Source organism: Streptomyces poriferorum (genome assembly GCF_019399235.1).
In the GTDB taxonomy this organism is placed as follows: domain Bacteria; phylum Actinomycetota; class Actinomycetes; order Streptomycetales; family Streptomycetaceae; genus Streptomyces; species Streptomyces poriferorum.
Window position 1 is genome coordinate 1 of record NZ_JAELVH010000117.1, and the last position, 22,126, is coordinate 22,126.

Below are 22,126 nucleotides of genomic sequence, written 5' to 3' on the forward strand. Positions count from 1 at the left end.
GAACTCCGTGCCCGCCGCGGTCAGCGCGACCGTCGCGGGGGTGCCGCCGGACTGGGACTGCTTCTTCGGCTTCTTCGCCACGGGGGAGTGGCCCTCCGCTCGCTCAGTTGGGGTGGGTCGGGGCCCGGGTGAGTTCCACGGCCGGCAGCGACGGGAGGTGCCGGATGACGGCGGTCTCGGAGCGCAGGATCGTCAGCTCCTCGCGGAGCCGGGTCGCGGTGTCCGGGGCCTGGAGCAGCCGCTGTTTGGCGGGGACGTCGAGGACCGCGGCGGCGGCCACCAGGTAGGAGACGACCGACGGCTCGCCGGGCAGGTCCGCGCCCGTGGTCAGGGAACGCTCGCTCGCGCCCGCCAGCCGCTTCTGGTAGCTGCGGAAGGCCCGCAGGACGCCCTCGGTGAGTGCCTCCGCCTCCTCGCCCGGGTCCTCGTCGAGTTCTTCGAGCTCGGCGGTGAGGAACGGGCCGCTCGCGTCCACGGACAGGAGCCTCACGCGGCTGGTGCCGGTCGCCAGGACCTCGAAGCTGCCGTCCGAACGCTCCCGGATCTTCGCCGCGTCGGCGATACAGCCGACCCGGTGGAACGTCTGGACCGGGTCGGGCCCGAAGCCGTCCCCCGGACCGCGCTCGACGGGCACCGTCACGGCGTCCGGCATGCCCGAACCCGTCGGGGCGGTCTCGCGGCCGTCGCGGATCGCGACCACGGCGAAGCGGCGCGGTTCGTCCTCATCGGTCTTCAGCAGCTCGCGCATCATGGCGCGATACCGCTCCTCGAAGACGTTCAGCGGCAGCACAAGGCCGGGAAACAGCACCGCGTTCAGCGGGAACAGAGGCAGGCGAGCGGTGGTCACAACGGTCAAGCGTAATGGCCGCGGGCCCGTCCCCGGTCGGCCCGGTGGCCGAGCGGCGTCCGGGAGGCCACCTTGAGCCGTACTCCGTCCCGTGCGTCGAGGAAACTGCCGAGCGGATCGTCGGACACCGAGGCCCACGGGAACGACGCCGCATGGGGTCCGATCTGCCGGAACTGTTCCAGTGCCTCGCCCCAGCGGCCCCGCGCCAGAAGCACGTACACGAGCAGATTGCGCACCTCGGCCGGCCACGGGTCGCCCGGTGCGAACGCGCCCGACAGCGAGATCGCCAGATCCGCCGCGGCGTCGATCCGCTCCTCCTGCACCGAGGTGAACCCGGCCCCCGGACCTTCGGTCAGCACCGCGAAGGCGGCCCGCAGCGGCAGCGCCTGCACCAGGGAACTGGGCAGCGAGTCCTCGGCCGCCCGCTCGGCGAAGTCGAAGCACTCGCGGTGCGAGCCGTACCAGGCCGCGGAGAGGTACTGGAGGGCGGCGACATGGCAGCCGTAATGGTGCGTGGAGCGCTGGATCGCCTGCCCCCACAGCGCCTCGAACGTCGTGTGCGTGGCATGCGTGCCGCGGGCGTGGTCCAGCGCGAGGCGCCAGGGCACCGGATCGCGGGGATCGCCCTCCGCGGCCGCCGTGATCATCGGCCCGACCGCGCGCAGCTGCTCGGCGCGGGCCGGTGACTCCCAGGCCCGCTCGACCGCGAGCTGGGCCTTGACGAGGATCGCGTCGCAGTCGCGCGGGGCGACGGCCAGCCAGTCGCGGAGCCAGCCGTCCCGGTTGCGGGCGAAGGCGACGAGCCGGTTCAGATAGCGGTCCCGGCTCTCCCACTCGGCGGCGTCCCGGGTCGTCGCCAACAGCTTCGCCGCCGGCTCGTAGTCCCCGAGGGCGGCGGCCACCAGCGCGGGCGAGAGCCGCTCGTCGGGGGCGTCGAGCATCACCGCATGGTCCGCGGGCAACCCGGCGGACAGCTCCGGGGTGTGCCGGATCACGCGCGCGGTACGGAGCAGAGCGCGGAGGAAAGGCATGGTGCAGACCATTGAAAAGCGCTGGTCGGGGCGGGCGCCAGAGAGGCGCTGTGAAGCTTTGGTGCCGAGTGGATGGGTTGCCCTGACCGGAGCCAAGAAAGAGTAAAGGAAATCGCGGAATCTGGCCTGTTCCTGTTGTTCCGGATGGGAACGATCGGTGGTGTGTCCGACGCCGGGGCGCATCTGTTCGGACGCCGTCGGGCCCCGTCGGGCCCGTCAGCACACGGCGCGCGGCCCGGATGCCGTCCGTCAGGCCGCCCGCCCCGGTCAGCCGCGGCGCAGCAGCCGTGAGGCGCCGGCCGCGACGGTGGTGGCCAGTATCCATCCGAGCATGACGAGGGCCGCCGCGATCCACTGCCAGCCGCCCACCATCCGCCAGTAGCCGTCCTGGCCGAGGTCGATCACCGGCACCAGCAGATCCAGCGCGTACAGCGCGGGGTTCCACTCGGGATGCTCGCTGCCCTTGAGCGAAGCCGGTTCGTACCGCGAGAACGCCACCGTGCCCGCCGCCCACAGCAGCGCCATCCAGACCGCGGCCCGCCCCGGCCGGTAGCCGTACGCCACCGTCCAGTCCTGGACGAAGCCCCAGAGCTTCGCGGCGGGCGGCAGCGTCTCGCGCCGGCGCCGCTGCTTGGCGAGCAGCACCTCGCGGGCGTCCGCGTCCTCCCCGCTGCTGCGGAGCACGGCGGCCAGCCGTTCGTACGGCTCCGGCACGTACTCGGGGGTCGCCGCCGCCACCCACTCCAGACGGCGGGAGAGCGGGAAGTGCCCGTACGGGACGAGGTTCTCGTACACGAAACCGCCCATGGCCAGCCCGCCCGGGCCCGGCCAACTGGTCGACACGTCGATCAGCGTGACGACCTTCGCCCCGTTGAGCACCACCCGTCCCTGCGCCGGGCGCTCCGGGTTGAAGCGCAGTTCCGGAGCGACTGTGCGCCGCAGCGACAGTTCCTCGTGGCCGGTCAGCACGAAGACTGCCTTGTGCAGATCGATCGCGTCACCGAAGCGCCCGTCGTCCAGCCGCACCCCGCCCCGGCACCGGAAGACCTGCGGACGGGTGCCGCGGGCCGGTGTCGGGGAGTTGGCGATGCCGTACGGGGGAGTGGTGCCCTGGTTGCCCGTGTCCACGCTGACCCAGGCCTCGCTCATGTACAGCGTCCGCTCCACGCTCAGTTGCGGGGCGTTCAGCGCCCGGAGCCCCTGCGTCGCCCGCAGCCGGCTCCCGCGCAGACTCAGTGAACCGCCCACCTTCGCCCCGCGCAGGCTCAGCTCGCCGAGCGTCTCGATCATCTCGGCCTGAAGGTCCTGGGCGACCGTGAGCCCGTCTCCGACGAGGGCCCGCCCCTGCCGGTCGGGGCCGATGTCGATCTGGCTGATCAGCAGGTCGGTGCCGATCTGGGCGTCCGTGAGCCGGATCCCGCGCTCCACCCGGCAGCGCGGCAGGTGGAGGTCGCCCTCGGTGCGCAGCCGCGCCGCCTCCAGCCGTGGGATCGCGCACCCGACCAGTCGCAGCGTCGTGAAGTGGCACTCGGGCAGCAGCACCTCCTCCTCGAAGCGGCAGCCCGTCATCTCCACGTACGGATCGACGCGCCCGCCCGCCAGATCGAGCCTGCCCGTGATCAGCAGCCCCCGGAGCTTCAGCGCCGCCACCCGGCCGGGCCGGGCCTGCCACCCGGCCGGGCCGGGCCTGTGGACCGCTCAGCAGCAGCCGGGCGACGACCCGGGCCGCCACGCTGCGTTCGGGGCCCCAGACGTGTGGGGCGAAGGGGTCGTCGCGCACCCCGTCACGGGCGCGCAGGTCGTAGGTGGTTCCGGTCCTGAAGGACTGCCACATGCCCAGCTCTGCGGCGCTGAGGCCGTCCGGAAACTCCCCGTCGTGCGGTTCGGTCACCGACGCTCCCTCCGCTCGGAGCCGTAAATCGGTAATCCCCTTATTCCCTCTGAGTGACCAGGTGAACGCTAATAGTCAGCCGTGACACCGGGGACATGTATCAGCCAGTGATACGGGCGTCCGGGCGTCCCGGGCGGTCTGCGAGAATTGCGGTGTGATCTCTCGAATCGATCTGCGCGGCGATGCCCTCCCCGAGGGCGGCGCCCTGCGCGACCTGCTGCCCCGTGCCGAGTTCGACGTGGAAGCCGCCCTGGAGACGGTGCGGCCCATCTGCGAGGACGTACGCCATCGTGGCTCGGCGGCAGTGATCGACTGGGGGGAGAAACTCGACGGGGTACGGCTCGGCTCGATCCGTGTCCCGGCCGACGCGATCACCGGCGCGCTGGAGCAGCTCGACCCCGCCGTGCGCGCCGCCCTGGAGGAGTCGATCCGCCGCGCCCGCCTCGTCCACCGCGAGCAGCGCCGCACCACCCACACCACCCAGGTCGTCCCCGGCGGCACCGTCACCGAGAAGTGGGTGCCGGTCGAGCGCGTCGGGCTGTACGTGCCGGGCGGCCGGTCGGTCTACCCGTCGTCCGTCGTGATGAACGTGGTCCCCGCCCAGGAAGCGGGAGTCGAGGGCGTCGCCGTCGCCTCCCCGCCGCAGAAGGACTTCGGCGGACTGCCGCACCCCACGATCCTGGCCGCCTGCGCCCTGCTCGGCGTCGACGAGGTGTACGCGGCCGGCGGCTCCCAGGCCATCGCGATGTTCGCGTACGGCACCGAGGACTGCCTGCCCGTCAACCTCGTCACCGGCCCCGGCAACATCTACGTCGCCGCCGCCAAGCGCCTCCTCAAGGGCCGCATCGGCATCGACGCCGAGGCCGGCCCCACCGAGATCGCGATCCTCGCCGACGCCACCGCCGACCCGGTGCACGTCGCCGCCGACCTGATCAGCCAGGCCGAGCACGACCCGATGGCCGCCGCCGTCCTGGTCACCGACTCCGAGGAGCTCGCCGCCGCCACCGAGGCCGAGCTGAAGCCGCAGGTCGCCGCGACCAAGCACGTCACCGACCGGATCGAGCCCGCCCTGGCCGGCCGCCAGTCCGCGATCGTCCTGGTCAACGACATGGAGGACGGCCTCAAGGTCGTCGACGCGTACGCCGCCGAGCACCTGGAGATCCAGACCGCCGACGCCGCGGCCGTCGCCGGCCGCGTCCGTAACGCCGGAGCGGTCTTCGTCGGCCCCTGGTCGCCCGTCTCCCTCGGCGACTACTGCGCCGGCTCCAACCACGTCCTGCCCACCGGCGGCTGCGCCTGCCACTCCTCGGGCCTGTCCGTGCAGTCCTTCCTGCGCGGCATCCACATCGTCGACTACACGCGCGACGCGCTCGCCGAGGTCACCCACCATGTGGTGACCCTCGCCGAGGCGGAGGACCTCCCCGCCCACGGCGCCGCGCTCAAGGCCAGGTTCGGGTGGAAGGTTCCGCAGCAGTGACGAACGACAGCACCACGGGCACCGGTACGGACGCCGGCGCCCCGCGCAACGCCTGGGACGAGCTCCCGATCCGCGACGAGCTGCGCGGCCAGTCCCCGTACGGGGCGCCCCAGCTGGACGTACCGGTCCGGCTGAACACCAACGAGAACCCGTACCCGCTCCCCGACGCCCTCGTCGACCGGATCGCCGAACGGGTCCGCGAGGCCGCCCGCGACCTCAACCGCTACCCCGACCGGGACGCCGTCGAGCTCCGCACCGAGCTCGCCCGCTACCTCACCCGCACCGCCGGGCACGAGGTCACCCGCGCCCACGTGTGGGCGGCCAACGGCTCCAACGAGGTCCTCCAGCAGCTGCTGCAGACCTTCGGCGGGCCCGGCCGCACCGCTATCGGCTTCGAGCCCTCGTACTCGATGCACGCCCTCATCGCCCGCGGCACCGGCACCGGCTGGATCTCCGGACCGCGCAACGAGGACTTCACCATCGACGTCGATGCGGCCCGCGCCGTCATCGCGCGGGAGCGCCCCGACGTCGTCTTCATCACCTCGCCCAACAACCCCACCGGCACCGCCGTCGACGCGGACACCGTCCTCGCGCTGTACGACGCCGCGCAGGCCGCCGGGCCGTCCATGGTCGTGGTCGACGAGGCGTACGGAGAGTTCAGCCACCACGCCTCGCTGCTCCCGCTGATCGAGGGCCGCCGCCACCTGGTGCTCTCCCGCACCATGTCGAAGGCGTTCGGCGCCGCCGGACTGCGCCTGGGCTACCTCGCCGCCGACCCGGCCGTCGTCGACGCGGTCCAGCTGGTGCGGCTGCCGTACCACCTGTCCTCCGTCACCCAGGCCACCGCCCTCGCCGCCCTGGAGCACACCGATACGCTCCTCGGGTACGTCGCGCAGCTCAAGAGCGAACGCGACCGGATCGTCACCGAGCTGCGCGCCCAGGGCTTCGACGTCACCGACTCGGACGCCAACTTCGTCCAGTTCGGCAGGTTCGCCGACAGCCACACCGCCTGGCGGCACATCCTCGACCGGGGCGTCCTGGTCCGGGACAACGGCGTACCGGGATGGCTGCGGGTCTCCGCAGGGACCCCGGCAGAGAACGACGCGTTCCTCGATGCGGTACGCGAACTGAAGAAGGAGCACGACGCATGACTCGCGAGGCCCGCGTAGGAAGAGTGGAGCGGACCACCAAGGAAACCTCCGTACTCGTCGAGATCAACCTCGACGGCAGCGGCAAGGTCGACGTCGCGACCGGCGTCGGCTTCTACGACCACATGCTCGACCAGCTCGGCCGCCACGGACTGTTCGACCTCACGGTCAAGACCGACGGCGACCTGCACATCGACTCGCACCACACCATCGAGGACACCGCGCTGGCGCTCGGCGCCGCGTTCAAGCAGGCCCTCGGCGACAAGGTCGGCATCTACCGCTTCGGCAACTGCACCGTCCCGCTGGACGAGTCGCTCGCCCAGGTCACCGTCGACCTCTCCGGCCGCCCGTACCTGGTGCACACCGAGCCCGAGAACATGGCGCCGATGATCGGCGAGTACGACACGACGATGACCCGGCACATCCTGGAGTCCTTCGTCGCCCAGGCGCAGATCGCCCTGCACGTCCACGTCCCGTACGGGCGCAACGCCCACCACATCGTGGAGTGCCAGTTCAAGGCGCTCGCCCGGGCCCTTCGCTACGCCAGCGAGCACGACCCGCGCGCGGCCGGCATCCTCCCCTCCACGAAGGGCGCCCTGTGACCGGCCTCAACACCGTCCTGATCCTGGTCGGCCTCTTCCTGGCCGGCGGGGTCTACTCCTTCTCGAAGCAGGGCATGCCCAAGGGCGTCATCGTGCTGCTCGGGATCGCCTCCGTGATGTGCCTGGTAGCGGGCGTCATGCGGATCCAGGGCCTCTGGGACTGAGGGAGCACACGTGGATACGAAGAAGAAGGTCGTCGTCTTCGACTACGGCTTCGGCAATGTCCGGTCCGCCGAGCGCGCCCTCGCCCACGTCGGTGCCGACGTCGAGATCACGCGCGACTTCGACACGGCGATGAACGCCGACGGGCTGCTCGTACCCGGCGTCGGAGCGTTCTCCGCCTGCATGGAGGGGCTGAAGAAGGCCCGGGGCGAATGGATCATCGGACGCCGGCTCTCCGGCGGGCGCCCCGTCATGGGCATCTGTGTAGGCATGCAGATCCTCTTCGAGCGCGGCATCGAGCACGGCGTGGAGACCGAGGGCCTCGACGAGTGGCCCGGCACCGTCGGCCCGCTCAAGGCCGACGTCGTCCCGCACATGGGGTGGAACACCGTCGAGGCCCCCGAGGACTCCAGGCTGTTCGCCGGACTCGACGCAGGGGCGCGGTACTACTTCGTGCACTCGTACGCGGCGCACGACTGGTCCCTCGAAGTCACCAACGCCAAGATCCGTGCCCCCAAGGTCACCTGGGCCACGCACGGCGAACGGTTCGTCGCGGCCGTGGAGAACGGCGCGCTGTGGGCCACCCAGTTCCACCCCGAGAAGTCCGGCGATGCCGGCGCCCAGCTGCTGACCAACTGGATCGAGACGCTGTAATGCCGAAGCTTGAACTGCTCCCCGCCGTCGACGTCCGCGACGGCCAGGCGGTCCGCCTGGTGCACGGCGAGTCCGGCTCCGAGACCTCCTACGGCTCCCCGCTCCAGGCCGCACTCGCCTGGCAGCGCTCCGGCGCCGAGTGGCTGCACCTCGTCGACCTGGACGCCGCCTTCGGCACCGGTGACAACCGGGCGCTCATCGCCGAGGTGGCCGGTGCCATGGACATCAAGGTCGAGCTCTCCGGCGGCATCCGCGACGACGCCACGCTCGCCGCCGCCCTCGCCACCGGCTGCCGCCGCGTCAACCTCGGCACCGCCGCGCTGGAGACCCCCGAATGGGTCGCCAAGGTCATCGCCGAGCACGGTGACAAGATCGCCGTCGGCCTCGACGTCCGGGGCACCACGCTCCGCGGCCGCGGCTGGACCCGCGACGGCGGCGACCTCTACGAGACGCTCGCCCGCCTCGACTCCGAGGGCTGCGCCCGCTACGTCGTCACCGACATCGCCAAGGACGGCACGCTCCAGGGTCCCAACCTGGAACTTCTGAAGAACGTCTGCGCGGCCACGGACAAGCCCGTCGTCGCCTCCGGCGGCGTCTCCTCGCTCGACGACCTGCGGGCCATCTCCTCGCTCGTCCCGGCGGGCGTCGAGGGCGCGATCGTCGGCAAGGCGCTGTACGCGAAGGCGTTCACGCTCGAAGAGGCGCTGGAGGCGGTCTCCGTATGAGCGACTCCGTCAAGCGCATCTCCTCCGGCGCGCCCTGGGAGGAGAAGTTCGGCTACTCCCGCGCGGTCGAACTCTCCAACGGGCTGGTGCTCGTGGCCGGCTGCACCTCGGTGGTGAACGGCCAGATCTCCGCGGGCAGCCCCTACGAGCAGGCCGTCACCTCCTTCGAGGTCGCCTTCGAGGCACTGAAGCAGGTGGGCCTCGGCCGCGAGGACGTCGTCCGCACCCGGATGTACGTCACGCACGCCCGGGACACCGACGAGGTCGGCCGCGCCCACAAGGAGCTGTTCGACGACGTCCGCCCCGTCGCCACCATGATCATCGTGTCCGGCTTCGTCGACCCGAGCCTGGTCGTCGAGGTCGAGGTCGAGGCCTATCGGGCAGGTGCGCGATGACGCTCGCGGTACGTGTCATCCCCTGCCTCGACGTGGACAAGGGCCGGGTCGTCAAGGGCGTCAACTTCCAGAACCTGCGCGACGCCGGTGACCCCGTCGAGATGGCGAAGCTGTACGACGCCGAGGGCGCCGACGAGCTGACCTTCCTCGACATCACCGCGTCCAGCGGCGACCGGGAGACGACCTACGACGTGGTGCGCCGCACCGCCGAGCAGGTCTTCATCCCGCTCACCGTCGGCGGCGGCGTCCGTACCCCGGACGACGTCGACAAGCTCCTGCGGGCCGGCGCCGACAAGGTCGGCGTCAACACCGCGGCCATCGCCCGGCCGGAGCTGATCCGGGAGATCGCCGAGCGCTTCGGCCGCCAGGTCCTGGTGCTCTCCGTGGACGCCCGGCGCACCCCCGCCGGCACCTTCGAGGTCACCACGCACGGCGGCCGCAAGGGCACCGGCATCGACGCCGTCGAGTGGGCCCACCGGGCCGCCGAGCTCGGCGCCGGCGAGATCCTGCTCAACTCGATGGACGCCGACGGCACGAAGGACGGCTACGACACCGAGATGATCGCCGCCGTACGCAAGCACGTGAGCGTTCCCGTCATCGCCTCCGGCGGCGCGGGCCGGCTCGCGGACTTCGCACCGGCCATCGACGCCGGGGCCGACGCGGTCCTCGCCGCGTCCGTCTTCCACTTCGGCGATCTGCGGATCTCCGAGGTCAAGGGCGCTCTGCGGGAGGCCGGGCACCCGGTCCGCTGAGGACGTGCGGGGGAGCACCGGCTCTCAAGACCGGTGAAGTTGCCGATGTGCGGCACCGGGGTGCACCGCAACAGTGGCGACCGCCAGAGAACACCTGGCGGTTCCACGCGGTGCATCCCGAAGGCCCTCGGTGACAGTTGACGGGGGGTCTCGGTCCCTGCCCGGCGTGGCTCCCGCCACGACCGAGAGGATCCCCCCTCGTGCAGCACCTCCCCTCCGGCGACACCTCCCCGCGCCACCGGATGTCAAAGAGCCGCTCCCGCATCGTCAAGGGCCTGCTGGCCGCCACCGTCGCCACCGCGGGTCTGTGCACCGCGCTGGTCCCGGGCGCCCAGGCCGCAGACAACCCCTACGAGCGCGGTCCGGCACCCAGCAACTCGAGTATCGAGGCGAGCCGCGGTTCGTACGCGGTCTCGCAGACCAGCGTCTCCTCGCTCGGCGTCAGCGGCTTCGGCGGCGGCACGATCTACTACCCGACGTCCACCTCGGACGGCACGTTCGGCGCCGTCGCCATCTCGCCCGGCTTCACCGCCTACCAGTCCAGCATCGCCTGGCTCGGACCGCGGCTCGCCTCCCAGGGCTTCGTCGTCTTCACCATCGACACCAACACCACGGTGGACCAGCCCGACAGCCGGGGCCGCCAGCTCCTGGCCGCGCTGGACTACCTCACGAAGACGAGCTCGGTGCGTACCCGGATCGACACCTCCCGGCTCGGCGTGATGGGCCACTCCATGGGCGGTGGCGGCACCCTGGAGGCGGCGAAGAGCCGCACCTCGCTGAAGGCGGCGATCCCGCTGACCGGCTGGAACCTCGACACCACCTGGCCCGAGGTCCGGACACCCACGCTGATCTTCGGTGCGGACGGCGACACGATCGCCCCCGTCGCCACCCACTCGGAGCCCTTCTACCAGTCGCTGCCGAGCACACTGGACAAGGCGTACGTGGAGCTGCGCGGGGCCACGCACTTCACCCCGAACTCCTCCAACACCACGATCGCGAAGTACAGCATCTCGTGGCTGAAGCGCTTCATCGACAATGACTCCCGCTACGAGCAGTTCCTGTGCCCGCTGCCCGCGGCGAGCCTGACGATCGCCGAGTCGCGGGGCAACTGCCCGCACACCTCGTAGTTCCTGACATCTGGTGAGGGCCGGGCCGCGAACAGCGGTCCGGCCCTTGCCCGTTGGGGTGTGCCAGTCGTCGTGTCAGTCGTCGTGTCGGTCGTCCTCGGTGAGGAAGCCGGCGACACAGGAGGCGAATCCCGGATCGCGGACGGCGGTGAGATGGTCGCCGGGCAGCACCTCCAGCCGCGCCCCCGCGAGGGCGTCGGCCAGCACCTCGGGCCGTACGGCGAGGGGATCGTCGGCCCCGGCGAGCACCAGCGTGGGTATCCGTATCCGGTCCAGCGGCAGCGGGGCCCGGTGCAGCGCGCGGAGGTGCGCGGCGAGAGCGAGCCGGTCGGAGCCCGTGGTGTCGGCCAGGACCCGGAAGCCCCGGGTTCTTTCGGGGGCGTCGGCCGCGTCCTCGGCCGTCAGCGCGGCCGCCACCAGCTCCGGAGGCATGGCCCGGGTGTCCAGCCCGCCCACCTCCACCGCGCCCGCGCCGATCCCGCCGACCACCAGCCGGGTGATCCGCTCGTCGTCGGCCGCCGCGAGCAGCGCCACGACCGCCCCCATCGAATAGCCCGCCAGATGTACTTCGCCGGCCCCGGTGCGGTCGATCAGCTGCCGTACGTCGCGGGCCATCACCGGCTCGCCGTACAGGGAGTCGTCGTGCGGCTTGTCCGACGAACCGTGCCCCCGCGCGTCGAGGGCCAGGACGTGGCGGCCACGGGCCACCAGGGCCTCGACCACACCGGGGCCCTCCCAGTTCAGCCGGGCGTGGGCGGCGAAGCCGTGCAGCAGAATCACCGGGGGCAGCCCTGCCCGGGGTGAGCGGGACCAGGACCAGTAGCGCAGCGTCAGACCGTCGTCCGTACGGAATTCATCAGTCATGGCCCGACATTACGGGCGGCCCGCGCGGAGACGGGCCCGCGCTGTGCGCCTGCACAGCCAACTGCGGCCCGCCTTGGGAGCGCGCCCCACAACCGGGCGGGGGCGGGGCAGGGCCGGACGCGCGTCTTCCGGCACTGTTTACGCGGAAGTAACGTGCTGGTGTGACTTCATCGACGACCGTGCACAGTCCGCTCCGGCTGTACGGCCGCAGCGGTGAACTCGCCATTCTGGACACCCTGTTGGCGCGGCTGCGCAACGGCGACGGCGGCGCGCTGGTGCTGACCGCGCTGCCCGGCGTCGGCCGTACCGCGCTCCTGGACAAGGCCGTGGCCGCGCACCGCGAACGGCGTACCGGCCCCGTGCTGTCCGCCACCGCGGCACCCGCCGAGCAACGGCTGCCGTACAGCGGGCTGCACGCCCTGCTCTGCTCCGCTCCGGCCCCGCTGCCACTGCCGCCGGACCGGGTGCTGCGCGACGGCATCACCCCCACGGAACTCCTCGTCCTGCTCCGCGAACTCGGTTCGGAGCGGCCCCTGCTGGTATGTGTGGACGACGCGCACGCCTGGGACCCCGACTCGCGTGCCGCCCTGGTCTTCGCAGCCCGCAGGCTCGGCGCGGGCAGCCGGGTCGCGGTGCTGATCGGGGCGGGTGACGAGACGAGTTTCGCGGGGTTGCCCGCGCTCCGGCTCGGCCCGCTCGACGACGATGCCGCGGCGGCCCTCCTGGACCGCATCACCGAGGCCGCCGGCGTCGCGGACCAGGTGGACCCGGTGGTCCGCGGCGAGCTCATCCGGGAGGCGGCCGGGAACCCCCGGCTGCTCGCCGGACTTGCCGCCCGGCTCACCCCCGGCCAACTTGCGGGCCGCACCCCTCCGCCCTATCCGCTGCCCGGCGCCGAGGACGTCCTGGAGGCGCACGCCGTCCGCCTCGACGGGCTGCCCCCGGACACCCGCACGCTGCTGCTGCTCGCGGCCGCGGCACACGAGCACGAGCCGGAGGGCGCCGGGGCCGATGCCGCGCTCCTGCTCCGTGCCGCCGCCGCGGCGGGCATCGGCCCCGCCGCGCTCGACCAGGCCCTGCTCACCCCGGACGGGACCGCCGGAGCCCTCCAACGAGCGGGCGACCGACTCCACTTCAGCCACCCGCTGCTGCGCCGGGCGGTCCTGCACCGCGCCTCCCCGCAGCACCGCCGCGCGGTGCACGGACTGCTCGCCGCGCTGCTGACCGCGGCCCCGGCCGGCGCCCGCGGACGGGTCCGCCGGCCACCGCGACGGTCCGCGGGGACGGGGAGCGGGGGGCTGGGCCCCGGCGGTCAGACGTCCCGGCCCGGGGCCGGTGTCCCGTATCTGACGGCTTCCGGGGCCGGTGCCTCGTATCTGACGGCTTCCGGGTCCGCTGCCCGTCCCGGCGACGGCCGGGCGCCCAGTTCCGCCTTCCGCCCGGGAGATGGGCCGGTGGCTGGCGCGGGTCTGCGTCCGGGGGAGGGGTCGGTGACTGGTGCGGGTCTGCGTCCTGGCGTTGGCTGGGTGAGCGCTGCCGGATTCCGCCCCGGTGACACCCGCGCGGTCGGTTCCGTTTCGGCCCCAGGCCCAGGCCCCGGTTCCGGTTCCGGCCTCGCCCCCGGCCCTGCGCCTTTCTTCGGCGCTGCGCCCGCTCCCGGCGTTGCTGCTCCCGGAGCTGTGCCCGCTCCCGGCGTTGCGCCCGTCCCCGCGTCGGGCCCCGGCGGTGTCAGCCGGTCCGGTGCGGCGCTTCCCCCTCAGCGCGGCGCGTTGCCGCCCGGGGCGGGGTACCTGGCTGCCGGACCGGTCGGACCGGCAGGGCTGCCCGCGCTCGTCCAACGTGCCTGCGCCGCCGACGGGCCCGATGACGGGCTGGCCGACGCGCTGGAGGCGGCCGCCGTGGCGCCGCGGCCGCATGCGGAACGGGCTGCCGCGCTCGCCAGGGCCGCGGTGCTCTCCAGCGACGAGGCGGTGCGGGCGGCCCGGTTCGCCGCCGCCGCCGAGCACACCCGGCTCGCGGGAGACGCCGGCCGGGCCCGCGCGCTGCTGGTCCGGGTCGGCGCCCGCCCCGCGCACGACGGCGCGCACTTGGTGCGCGGGCTGCTCGCCCTGCGCGACGGACCGGCCGCAGACGCCCACGAGGCCCTCCTCACCACCGCGGCGCTGCTCGCGCCGCACGACCCGCGCCGCGCCCTCGACGCCCAGCTCGGCGCCGCCGAGGCCGCCTGGGCGATGGGGGACGCGCTCGCGTACCTCGACGCCATGACCCGGATGCCGGTCTCCGTGCCGGAACCCGCCCTCGCCCAGTACTGCGACGGTATGAGCGCGGTGCTGTGCGGGCGCATCGCCGAAGGGCGGGCGTTGCTGCGCCGCTGCCTCGACTCGGCCGGCCGGGCTGACGACCCGGCCCAGCTGCTGCGCGGCGGGGTCTCGGCCCTGGTGCTGGGCGACGTCGACGCCGCCTGCCGGTTCGGCACCCGGGCGCTCGCCGCCGTACGGTCGGCCGGCCCCGAGGCCCTGCTGCCGCAGGCCCTGGAGCACCTGGCGTACGCCGAGCTCCGGGCCGGCCGCCATGCCCCCGCCCGCGCCCACGCGCTGGAGGGCCTGCACGCGGCCCGGCGTACCGGACAGCCCAACATCGCCTCCCACCTGCACGCCGTGCTCGCACTCGCCGCTTCGGTGGAGGGCGGCACGGAGGCCTGTGCCGCCCACGCCGACGCGGCCCTCGCGGGGGCGGGCCCCAACGGACTCGTACAGGCCGCGACCCTCGCCACCTGGGCGCTCGCCCGCGCGGACCTGGCGGCGGGCCGCTCCGGCGAGGCAGCGGCCCGGCTCGACCCACTCGTGCGGCCCGGCCCCCGGCGCGGGCACTTCGCCACCCGGATGCTCGCCGTGCCGTGCTACGTCGAGGCGTCCGTCCTGGCCGGACGGGCGGACCGGGGCAGGGGAGCGGACCCGGTGGCCGACGCGGTGGCGGAGTTCGCCGTGTGGGTCACGCGCACCACCGATCCCCAGGCCCCCGCCCAACTCGCCCGCTGCCGTGCCCTGCTGGCGGCACCGGCCGATGTCGCCGGACGGTACGAGGAGGCGCTCGCCCACCATGATCGCGCGGGCGGCGACTTCGAACGCGCCCGCACCCAGTTGCTCCACGGGGCGTGGCTGCGCCGGCGCCGCCGTACCCGGGAGGCCAGGGGCCCGCTGCGGGACGCCCTGGTCGCCTTCGAGCGGTGCGGTGCGCGGGCCTGGACCGACAGGGCGAGCGGTGAGCTGAGGGCCGCCGGGGAGGCCGTGGAGGGCCCGGCCGCGGCGGATGGCACGGATCCGCTGGCCGCGCTCACCCCGCAGCAGCAGCGCATCGCCCGGTGTGTCGCCGAGGGGGCCACCAACCGTGAGGTGGCGCTGCGGCTCTCGGTGAGCACACGGACCGTCGACCATCATCTGCGCAATGTCTTCGCCGCGCTCGGTGTGCGGTCCAGGACCGAACTGGCCAGGCTGCTGGACCGCTGAACGACGCCGGTGAGGCGCCCCGGTTTCGGCTCCGAGTCCGGGAGGTTGCAGGACCGTGATGAGAAGAACGCCGCAAACCTCTAGGTACCGACTGGGCGGTATGCCATTCTGCGGGCGTCAGGATGATTCGGTGTGCTCATGCCCAACGCCGGGCTGAGTGAACCGGAGCCGGTCGTTTTCTGGAGCCGGCCGAATCCCGGTGGAGGCCGCCATGCCGCAGGTCGTACGTTCACGGGTCAGGGCGCTGCACGGGCCGCCCCCCGTCGCGCCGATGCCGCGCCGCTTCCGTTCGCTGGCCGATCGTGAGGCCGTCGCCGTACTGCACCGGGCTGCCCGGGTGCTGATGGAGGCGCTGCCGGAGCTCACGGACCGGCTCGTCGAGGCGCTGCGCGAGCAGGAGCCCGCCTACCGCTCGGCCATCGAGGCCGACGCGGCGGAGATCTGGCAGGAGGTGCACCACTCGCTGCGGCACAACGTCGGATCGCTGATCCAGCCAAGGGAGTTCCGGGAGGCCGCCCACCGGACCTCCCGGCGGATCGGTGAGGTCCGGGCCGAACAGGGCCTGCCGCTCGACGCGGTCCTGCACGCCTTCCGGATGGGCGGTGCGATGGTCTGGCAGGACCTGGTGGACGACACCGCGCGCCGCCACCCCGAGGACATCCGGTTGCTGGTGCACGTCGCGGCGGACGTCTGGAACTTCGTGGACGAGCACTGCGGTGTCGTCGCGGACGCCTACCGCCAGACCGAGCGCAAGCTGGCCTGGCGGCGGGAGAACCGCCAGCGCCTGATGACAGCGGCCCTGCTGGACGGCACCGCGCAGATCGCCGAACTGCCGGACGCCGCCGCGATGCTGGGGCTGCCGGAACACGGCAGGTACGCGGTGCTAGCGGTCTCCACCGCCCGCCGCGCCCCGCACGGCACCGCGCAGCCGCCGATGACGCTGCCCGCCGGGACGGACGCGCTCTGGCACCCGGGCCCGGACGCCGAGTTCGCGATCCTGCCGCTGTCCCTGGGCGAGGGGGCGACGGAGCCCGTCGCCCCGCCGGCCGGTGCGGGCGCCGGATCGGCGGCCGACGAGGGCGGCGACACACAGCCCGGCGGACCTGCCGGCGCGGTCGACGGGGACGCGGAACTCGCCGCGCTGGCCGCGGGGTTGTCCGCCCCGCCCGGCAGCAGGGTCGGCATCAGCTCCGTCGTGGACGGGCTGGCGGCCGTCGGGGACGCCCGGCGGCTCGCCGAGACCGCCCTGCGGGCGTGCCCGGCCGGAGGCGGGGTCGTCCTGCTCGACGAGCAGTTGCCCGCCGCGCTGGTCGTCTCGTCCCCGGGACTCGGCTCCTCGCTGGCCGCACGGGTGCTGGGACCGCTGGACCGGCTGGACCCGGCCGACCGCGACGTGATCATCGAGACGCTCACTGCGTGGCTCGACTCGGACGGTTCCGCGCAGCGGGCGGGGGCCCGGCTCTACTGCCACCGCAACACGGTCCTGAACCGGCTGCGCCGCTTCGAGCAGCTGACCGGTCGCTGTCTGACCCGCCCGTCCGACGCGGTCGAGGTCTCCCTGGCCCTGACGGCCCGCCGCCTGCTGGCGGGCTGACGGCCCGGCGAGCACATCGCGCCCGCGCCCGCGGGGTGGGGGCGTGCTGTGCTCGCGCCCACCGGCCGGTAGTCGAGCTGTGCCCGCGCCCACGGGCCGGCGGGCGTGCTGTGCCCACGCCCGCGGACTGATGGCCCGGCGAGCACATCGCGCTCGTGTCCACGGGTCGGCAGGCGCGATGTGCCTGCGCCCGCGCCTGCGCCCGCGCCCGCGTCCACGGGTCGGCAGGTGAGCTGCGCCCGCGCCCACCGGCCGGCAGGCGCGATGTGCTCGCGCACAGACCTCGCCCGCACCGGCTGTACCCGCGCAGCGCCCATGTCCCGCCCGCTGTACGCGGACCCGGCCGCCTGATGCCGTAACCGGCATGTCCTCAGCGCCCCCGACACCCCGCACGCCCCGCGCACCCGCGCGCGCCTGCGCAGCCGCCGTCCCACCTGCCCCGGCTCCGGGACCGCGCCGGTGAGCGGCGGCTTCGACGCCCGGTCGCTGGCCGTGGTCGTCTTCCTCGGATTCGTCGCGGTGTCGCTGCTGCTGTGCGGGCTGGCCGCGGCGGACCAGGACGACCCGGAACACTTCTACGCGGGCGGCGGCTCCGCCCTCGGTCCGGCGGGGAGCGGGCTGGCCATCGCCGGTGACTACATCTCGGCCGCCACCCTGCTCTCCACCACGGGTTCGGTCGCCCTCGCGGGATTCGACGGCATCCTCTTCGCCGTCGCCACGGTCGCCTCCCTCGTCCTGGTCATGCGGATCCTGGCCGAACCGATGCGCCGCAAGGGCGTGTTCACCCTCGGTGACTTCCTGGCGGACCGGCTCGGCGACCCGACCGTGCGCCGCGCCCTGGGAATCACGACCCTGGTCGTGCTGGCCCCGCTGCTGCTGGTGCAACTCGCCACCGCGGGCCGGGTCATGGCCTCCATGTTCGGGCTGCCCGACGGCGCGCTCACCAGCTGCACCGTCGCCAGCGGTGCCCTGATGGTCTGCTACTCGGCGGTCGGCGGCATGCGCGGTACCGGCTACATCCAGATCGTCAAGGTCGCGGTGGTACTGGCCGCGGTGACCCTGCTCGCCGGGCTGGTGCTCGCCCGCTACGGCTGGAACCCCTTCGCCCTCTTCGACGCCGCGCAACAGGGCAGCGGAGCCGGCGGGTCCTACGCGCGCCCCGGACTGCAGTTCGGCCACACCTTCGCCGGCACCCTGGATCTCCTCGGCTTCCAGCTGACCCTGGTCCTCGGGGCCGCCTGCATGCCGCACATCATGATGCGGCTGCACCCCATGCGCGACCTCTGGACCGTGCGCCGCGCCACCGTCTGGGCGGCGGCCCCGGTGGCCTTCCTGTGCGCCGGCGTCGTCGTGGTCGGCCTGGGTGCGTCCGCCCTGCTCGGCCACAAGATCATCCAGGCCGCGGACCCGGCGGGCGGTACCGCGCTGCTGCTGGTGACCGGCGCACTCGACCCGGGCGCCGACGGGCCGCGCGAGAGCCTGCTGTTCGCGTTCGTGGCCTGCGCGGTGTTCGCCACGACCCTGGCCGCGGTCGCCGGCATCACGCTGGCCGCCGCCTCCTCCGTCGCCCGCGACTTCGCGGCGAAGGCCCGCTCCCGTACGGCAGTCCGCTCCGACCGGTCCGCGGGGCGCGAGATCCTCCGCGCCCGGCTGGCCGTCGTCCTGACGGGCGCGCTCGCCGTCTACGTGTCGACGTACACCCACGACCGCAATCCGCAGGTGCTGCTCTCGCTCTCGTTCGCGGCCGCCGCGTCCGTGCTGCCGCCGGTCCTGCTGTACGCCCTGTTCCGGCCCGGCTTCAACGCGCGCGGGGTCCGCTGGACGGTCTACGGCACGCTGCCGCTCATCGTGTTCCTGATGGTGTTCTCGCCCGCGTTCTCCGGCACCCACATCGCACTGTTCCCGACCCGCGACTTCCACTGGTTCCCGCTCCAGACACCGGGCCTCGTCACGATCCCGGCCGGATTCCTCCTGGGATACCTGGGGTCCCGCGGCGGGCGGAGGGAGCAGCCGGCACCGGCCCATCGCGCAAGGTTTATTGCGCAATAAATATTGCGCAAGTTTTCTTTCCTATCTACCGTGAAGGGCATGGCAAGCAACGAATCACGCCGGGTGTCCGACCTCGGCACGCTCAAGGCGTTCGGACACCCCTTGCGGATGAAGCTGTACCGGGCACTCCACATCGCCCGGCAGGCCACCGCCTCCCAGCTCGCCGAGCAGGTGGACGAACAGGTCTCGCTGGTCAGCTACCACCTGCGCAAGCTCGCCGACCACGGCCTGATCGAGGAGGCGGGCCGGCAGGGCGGGGACGGCCGTGAGCGCTGGTGGCAGCCCACGTCGAAGGGGCTGCGCTTCAACGACGAGGACTTCGACGACGCCCCCGAGAAGGCAGCCACCCACACCGCCGTCAGCCGGCTCTCGTTCGACCAGCACATCGAGCTGTACCGCCGTCACCTCGACACGTACCGGAGCTGGTCCCCCCAGTGGCGCAAGGGTTCCTTCGGCTCGGAGTACCTGGCCCGGCTGACCGCCGAGGAGCTCACAGCCCTCGAAAGCGAACTGGACGCGGTCATCAACCGGTACCAGGAACAGGGCCGCGCCCGCGACGAGGCCGGTGACACGGAGAACCGCGAGAACGTCGCACTGCACCTGTACGGCTTCCCGTTCCGGACCTGACCCGCCGACCCGAGAGGACGGCCCCGTGACCGTCACCCTCCCCGTCGGCGACGACACCGGACGCCCCGCCCACCGCGACGGCAACGTCCTGCGCTGGCTCGGCGCCTACGCGGCGTCCATGATCGGCGACAGCGTCTACTACATGGCTCTCGCCTGGGCCGCCGCCCGCACCGGCAGCGCCGCCCAGACCGGTCTGGTGCTCGCGGCCGGCTCCATACCCCGGGCCGTGCTCCTGCTCGGCGGGGGAGTGCTCGCCGACCGGCTCGGCCCGCGCCGCGTCGTCGTCGCGAGCGACACCGCCCGCTGCCTCGTCATCCTGGGCCTGGCCGGCACCCTGCTCCTCACCTCACCCACGGTGTGGATGCTGATCGCCGTCGCGCTCGTCTTCGGCGCGGTCGACGCCCTCTTCCTGCCCGCCGTCGGCGCCCTGCCTCCACGGATCACCGCCGCCTCCCAGCTCGCCCGGGTCCAGGGCATGCGCGGCCTCGCCACCCGTACGGCCAACGTGGTCGGCGCCCCGCTCGGCGGCGTCGCGGTCGCCCTCGGCGGACCGGTCCTCGCCTTCGCCGCGGCCGGCGTGCTCTTCGCCGTCTCGCTGCCCCTGCTCCTGGCCGTACGGATGAGTCCGCTGCCCGCGCGGGACCCGGCCGACGCCGAACCAGCCGGAACCGCCTGGCGCGAACTGGCCGACGGACTGGGATACATCCGCCGCCACCCGATGCTCGGCCCCCTGATGCTCGTCGTCGCCGTCAGCGAGCTCGGCTTCGTCGGCCCGCTCAACCTCGGCCTGATCCTGCTCAGCGACGAGCGCGGCTGGGGCGCCTCGGGCATGGGCTGGGTCATCGCGGCCTTCGGCATCGGCGCGGGCGCCTCGGCCCTGCTGCTCACCGTACGCGGACGCGTCCCCCGGGCCGGACTCGTCATGTGCCTCACCGTGCTGGTCGGCGCCGTCGCCATCGCCGCCCTCGCGTACGTGCCCTCCGTGCCGCTCGCCGCCGGTGTCGCGGTCCTCGTCGGACTCTTCGCCGGCCTCGGCGGCGCCCTGTGCGGTGCCCTCACGCAGACCGCCGCCGACCCCGCCTACCTGGGCCGCGTCACGTCGGTCTCGACGCTCTTCACTCACGCCCTGGCGCCGCTCAGCTATCCCGTCACCGGAGCCGCCGTCGCTCTCTGGGGCACCGGCCCGGTCTTCGTCGCCAGCGCCTCGCTGTGCGCTGCCGGGGCGATGGCGGGCCTGCTGCTCGCGCCGCTGCGCCGCGCGGAGCTCCCGGGCTGACCGCGTGCGACGCCGGGCTACATCCCGAGCTTCGCGGTCGTCAGGCGGCCGATCGCGTCCTTCTCGCCCTCCAGCTCCACCCGCGCCGCGTCCTGCCGCCCGAACGCGAACAGCAGCAGCTCGCCCGGCTCGCCCGTCACCGTCACCACCGGGGTCCCCTTGTGCGCCACCGCCGTCTGGCCGTCCGGGCGGCGCAGCACCAGCCCCACCGGCGCCTTCCGGCCCAGGACCCGCGCCGCCTTCTCCGTACGCGACCACAGGACATCGGCGAAGACCGGGTCCAGCTCCCGCGCCGACCAGTCCGGCTGCGCCCGGCGGACATCCTCCGTGTGCACGTAGAACTCGACGGTGTTCGCCGCCTCGTCCAGCTGCTTCAGCCCGAACGGCGACAGCCTCGGCGGACCCGTACGGATGAGCTGGATCAGTTCCTCGTACGGCTTCTCGGTGAACTCGGTCAGGACCCGCTCGCTCCTGTTCTTCAGCGGGCCGATGACCAGCCCCGCCGCCGCGTCCGGCCGCCGCTCACGCACCACCACATGAGCCGCCAGATCGCGGGCGGTCCAGCCGTGGCAGAGAGTCGGGGCCTCCGGGCCCACGGCCTCCAACAGGTCGGCAAGCAGAAGTCGTTCGCGCTTCGCATGGGTCGACATGCCAGCCAGCGTACGACCGCCGCCCACCGTCCGCCCAGTGGACGCACGCCCGGACGGCCTCCGGGACCACGGCACAATGGGCGCATGACCAGCACGCCCACGCCCGGCACGCCCCGGCCCGCCAGCGACCTCGACCCCGCCATCGCCGCCCGTCTCAAGCGCGGCGCCGACGGACTGGTCCCGGCCATCGCCCAGCAGTACGACACCGGCGAGGTGCTGATGCTCGGCTGGATGGACGACGAGGCGCTGCACCGCACGCTCACCACCGGCCGCTGCACCTACTGGTCGCGCAGCCGCCAGGAGTACTGGGTCAAGGGCGACACGTCCGGCCACATCCAGCTGGTCAAGTCCGTCGCCCTCGACTGCGACGCCGACACGGTCCTCGTCAAGGTCGACCAGACGGGCGCCGCCTGCCACACGGGCGACCGCACCTGTTTCGACGCCGACGTCCTGCCGCTCGGAAAGTAGGGTCTGCCGCCATGGACCTCGACACCTTCCGCAAGCTGGCCATCGACCGGCGCGTCATCCCCGTCACCCGCCGGCTCCTCGCGGACGGCGACACCCCGGTCGGTCTCTACCGCAAGCTCGCGGGGGAACGCACCGGCACCTTCCTCCTCGAATCCGCGGAGAACGGCCGCACCTGGTCGCGGTACTCCTTCATCGGCGTACGCAGCGCAGCCACGCTCACCACCCGCGACGGCGAGGCCCACTGGCTCGGCACCCCGCCCGTCGGCGTCCCCGTCGACGGC

19 protein-coding genes and 3 pseudogenes are annotated in these 22,126 nt (G+C 73.3%); 16 read left to right on the forward strand and 6 right to left on the reverse strand.

Going from position 1 to position 22,126, the window contains the following annotated elements; translation table 11 throughout:
- From JGS39_RS40985 to JGS39_RS20680, 4 genes and pseudogenes are all read right to left on the reverse strand, one after another.
- A pseudogene (locus tag JGS39_RS40985) lies at positions 1-81 on the reverse strand (Cys-tRNA(Pro) deacylase); the annotation flags it as partial.
- A 22-nt stretch (positions 82-103) separates the two neighbouring features.
- A complete protein-coding gene (locus JGS39_RS20670) occupies positions 104-847 on the reverse strand; it encodes an LON peptidase substrate-binding domain-containing protein (protein ID WP_219570698.1) in 744 nt (247 codons plus the stop codon).
- Between the two features lie 5 nt (positions 848-852).
- A complete protein-coding gene (locus JGS39_RS20675) occupies positions 853-1,890 on the reverse strand; it encodes a hypothetical protein (protein ID WP_219570699.1) in 1,038 nt (345 codons plus the stop codon).
- Positions 1,891-2,145: 255 nt separating this feature from the next.
- Positions 2,146-3,769, reverse strand: a pseudogene (locus JGS39_RS20680) (oxidoreductase).
- A gap of 154 nt (positions 3,770-3,923) precedes the next feature.
- Between JGS39_RS20680 and hisD the strand changes: the two are divergent.
- The 9 genes from hisD (at position 3,924) to bdeA (ending at position 10,811) form a co-directional block, all read left to right on the forward strand.
- Positions 3,924-5,246, forward strand: a complete 1,323-nt coding sequence (hisD, locus tag JGS39_RS20685) for a histidinol dehydrogenase (RefSeq protein ID WP_219570700.1) — start codon at positions 3,924-3,926, stop codon at positions 5,244-5,246.
- Positions 5,243-6,397: a histidinol-phosphate transaminase gene (locus JGS39_RS20690; RefSeq protein ID WP_219570701.1), complete on the forward strand. Its 1,155-nt coding sequence runs from the start codon at positions 5,243-5,245 to the stop codon at positions 6,395-6,397. The genes hisD and JGS39_RS20690 overlap by 4 nt, the downstream gene beginning before the upstream one ends.
- Entirely contained in the window at positions 6,394-6,996 is a 603-nt protein-coding gene (gene hisB, locus JGS39_RS20695; RefSeq protein ID WP_219570702.1) for an imidazoleglycerol-phosphate dehydratase HisB, read from the forward strand. Before JGS39_RS20690 ends, hisB begins: the two co-directional genes overlap by 4 nt.
- Entirely contained in the window at positions 6,993-7,160 is a 168-nt protein-coding gene (locus tag JGS39_RS20700; RefSeq protein ID WP_168713658.1) for a CG2302 family histidine operon protein, read from the forward strand. The genes hisB and JGS39_RS20700 overlap by 4 nt, the downstream gene beginning before the upstream one ends.
- Before the next feature lie 10 nt (positions 7,161-7,170).
- Complete coding sequence (hisH, locus tag JGS39_RS20705; RefSeq protein WP_219570703.1) at positions 7,171-7,812, forward strand: imidazole glycerol phosphate synthase subunit HisH; 642 nt, start codon at positions 7,171-7,173, stop codon at positions 7,810-7,812.
- Positions 7,812-8,537, forward strand: a complete 726-nt coding sequence (gene priA, locus JGS39_RS20710) for a bifunctional 1-(5-phosphoribosyl)-5-((5-phosphoribosylamino)methylideneamino)imidazole-4-carboxamide isomerase/phosphoribosylanthranilate isomerase PriA (RefSeq protein ID WP_219570704.1) — start codon at positions 7,812-7,814, stop codon at positions 8,535-8,537. The genes hisH and priA overlap by 1 nt, the downstream gene beginning before the upstream one ends.
- A complete protein-coding gene (locus JGS39_RS20715) occupies positions 8,534-8,932 on the forward strand; it encodes a RidA family protein (RefSeq protein ID WP_219570705.1) in 399 nt (132 codons plus the stop codon). Before priA ends, JGS39_RS20715 begins: the two co-directional genes overlap by 4 nt.
- Positions 8,929-9,684 (forward strand): imidazole glycerol phosphate synthase subunit HisF, encoded by a 756-nt coding sequence (hisF, locus tag JGS39_RS20720; RefSeq protein ID WP_219570706.1) that lies wholly within the window; start codon positions 8,929-8,931, stop codon positions 9,682-9,684. The genes JGS39_RS20715 and hisF overlap by 4 nt, the downstream gene beginning before the upstream one ends.
- Positions 9,685-9,926: 242 nt before the next feature.
- Positions 9,927-10,811 (forward strand): bis(hydroxyethyl) terephthalate hydrolase, encoded by an 885-nt coding sequence (gene bdeA, locus JGS39_RS20725; protein WP_219570714.1) that lies wholly within the window; start codon positions 9,927-9,929, stop codon positions 10,809-10,811.
- Positions 10,812-10,886: 75 nt separating this feature from the next.
- Here the strand turns inward: bdeA and JGS39_RS20730 are convergent, their stop codons facing one another.
- A complete protein-coding gene (locus tag JGS39_RS20730) occupies positions 10,887-11,675 on the reverse strand; it encodes an alpha/beta fold hydrolase (RefSeq protein WP_219570707.1) in 789 nt (262 codons plus the stop codon).
- Positions 11,676-11,836: 161 nt separating this feature from the next.
- Here JGS39_RS20730 and JGS39_RS20735 point away from each other — a divergent pair, with 161 nt between their 5' ends.
- The 5 genes from JGS39_RS20735 to JGS39_RS20755 all read left to right on the forward strand — a co-directional run bounded on the left by JGS39_RS20735 (position 11,837) and on the right by JGS39_RS20755 (position 20,727).
- Positions 11,837-15,181 carry an AAA family ATPase gene (locus tag JGS39_RS20735; protein ID WP_372456152.1) on the forward strand — a complete coding sequence of 1,115 codons (3,345 nt, stop codon included), beginning with the start codon at positions 11,837-11,839 and terminating at the stop codon, positions 15,179-15,181.
- 211 nt (positions 15,182-15,392) lie between these two features.
- On the forward strand, positions 15,393-16,775 hold the full coding sequence (locus tag JGS39_RS20740; protein ID WP_219570708.1) for an RsbRD N-terminal domain-containing protein: 1,383 nt from the start codon (positions 15,393-15,395) through the stop codon (positions 16,773-16,775).
- 459 nt (positions 16,776-17,234) lie between these two features.
- A complete protein-coding gene (locus tag JGS39_RS20745; RefSeq protein WP_219570709.1) occupies positions 17,235-18,824 on the forward strand; it encodes a sodium/solute symporter in 1,590 nt (529 codons plus the stop codon).
- Positions 18,825-18,863: 39 nt separating this feature from the next.
- A complete protein-coding gene (locus JGS39_RS20750; RefSeq protein WP_219570710.1) occupies positions 18,864-19,451 on the forward strand; it encodes a winged helix-turn-helix domain-containing protein in 588 nt (195 codons plus the stop codon).
- A 25-nt stretch (positions 19,452-19,476) separates the two neighbouring features.
- Positions 19,477-20,727: an MFS transporter gene (locus tag JGS39_RS20755; RefSeq protein WP_219570711.1), complete on the forward strand. Its 1,251-nt coding sequence runs from the start codon at positions 19,477-19,479 to the stop codon at positions 20,725-20,727.
- Between the two features lie 17 nt (positions 20,728-20,744).
- Here the strand turns inward: JGS39_RS20755 and JGS39_RS20760 are convergent, their stop codons facing one another.
- On the reverse strand, positions 20,745-21,377 hold the full coding sequence (locus JGS39_RS20760; protein ID WP_219570712.1) for a TIGR03085 family metal-binding protein: 633 nt from the start codon (positions 21,375-21,377) through the stop codon (positions 20,745-20,747).
- A gap of 84 nt (positions 21,378-21,461) precedes the next feature.
- Between JGS39_RS20760 and hisI the strand changes: the two genes are divergently transcribed.
- On the forward strand, positions 21,462-21,845 hold the full coding sequence (hisI, locus tag JGS39_RS20765; protein ID WP_219570713.1) for a phosphoribosyl-AMP cyclohydrolase: 384 nt from the start codon (positions 21,462-21,464) through the stop codon (positions 21,843-21,845).
- A gap of 11 nt (positions 21,846-21,856) precedes the next feature.
- Positions 21,857-22,126 (forward strand): annotated as a pseudogene (locus JGS39_RS20770) (anthranilate synthase component I); the annotation flags it as partial.

Bases quoted from the DNA above. Each gene is read 5' to 3' on its own strand.
- JGS39_RS20675 (WP_219570699.1), bottom strand. From the start codon at position 1,890: ATGGTCTGCACCATGCCTTTCCTCCGCGCTCTGCTCCGTACCGCGCGC.
- hisB (WP_219570702.1), top strand. From the start codon at position 6,394: ATGACTCGCGAGGCCCGCGTAGGAAGAGTGGAGCGGACCACCAAGGAA.
- priA (WP_219570704.1), top strand. From the start codon at position 7,812: ATGCCGAAGCTTGAACTGCTCCCCGCCGTCGACGTCCGCGACGGCCAG.
- JGS39_RS20715 (WP_219570705.1), top strand. From the start codon at position 8,534: ATGAGCGACTCCGTCAAGCGCATCTCCTCCGGCGCGCCCTGGGAGGAG.
- hisF (WP_219570706.1), top strand. From the start codon at position 8,929: ATGACGCTCGCGGTACGTGTCATCCCCTGCCTCGACGTGGACAAGGGC.
- bdeA (WP_219570714.1), top strand. From the start codon at position 9,927: ATGTCAAAGAGCCGCTCCCGCATCGTCAAGGGCCTGCTGGCCGCCACC.
- JGS39_RS20730 (WP_219570707.1), bottom strand. From the start codon at position 11,675: ATGACTGATGAATTCCGTACGGACGACGGTCTGACGCTGCGCTACTGG.
- JGS39_RS20740 (WP_219570708.1), top strand. From the start codon at position 15,393: ATGCCGCAGGTCGTACGTTCACGGGTCAGGGCGCTGCACGGGCCGCCC.
- JGS39_RS20750 (WP_219570710.1), top strand. From the start codon at position 18,864: ATGGCAAGCAACGAATCACGCCGGGTGTCCGACCTCGGCACGCTCAAG.
- JGS39_RS20760 (WP_219570712.1), bottom strand. From the start codon at position 21,377: ATGTCGACCCATGCGAAGCGCGAACGACTTCTGCTTGCCGACCTGTTG.
- hisI (WP_219570713.1), top strand. From the start codon at position 21,462: ATGACCAGCACGCCCACGCCCGGCACGCCCCGGCCCGCCAGCGACCTC.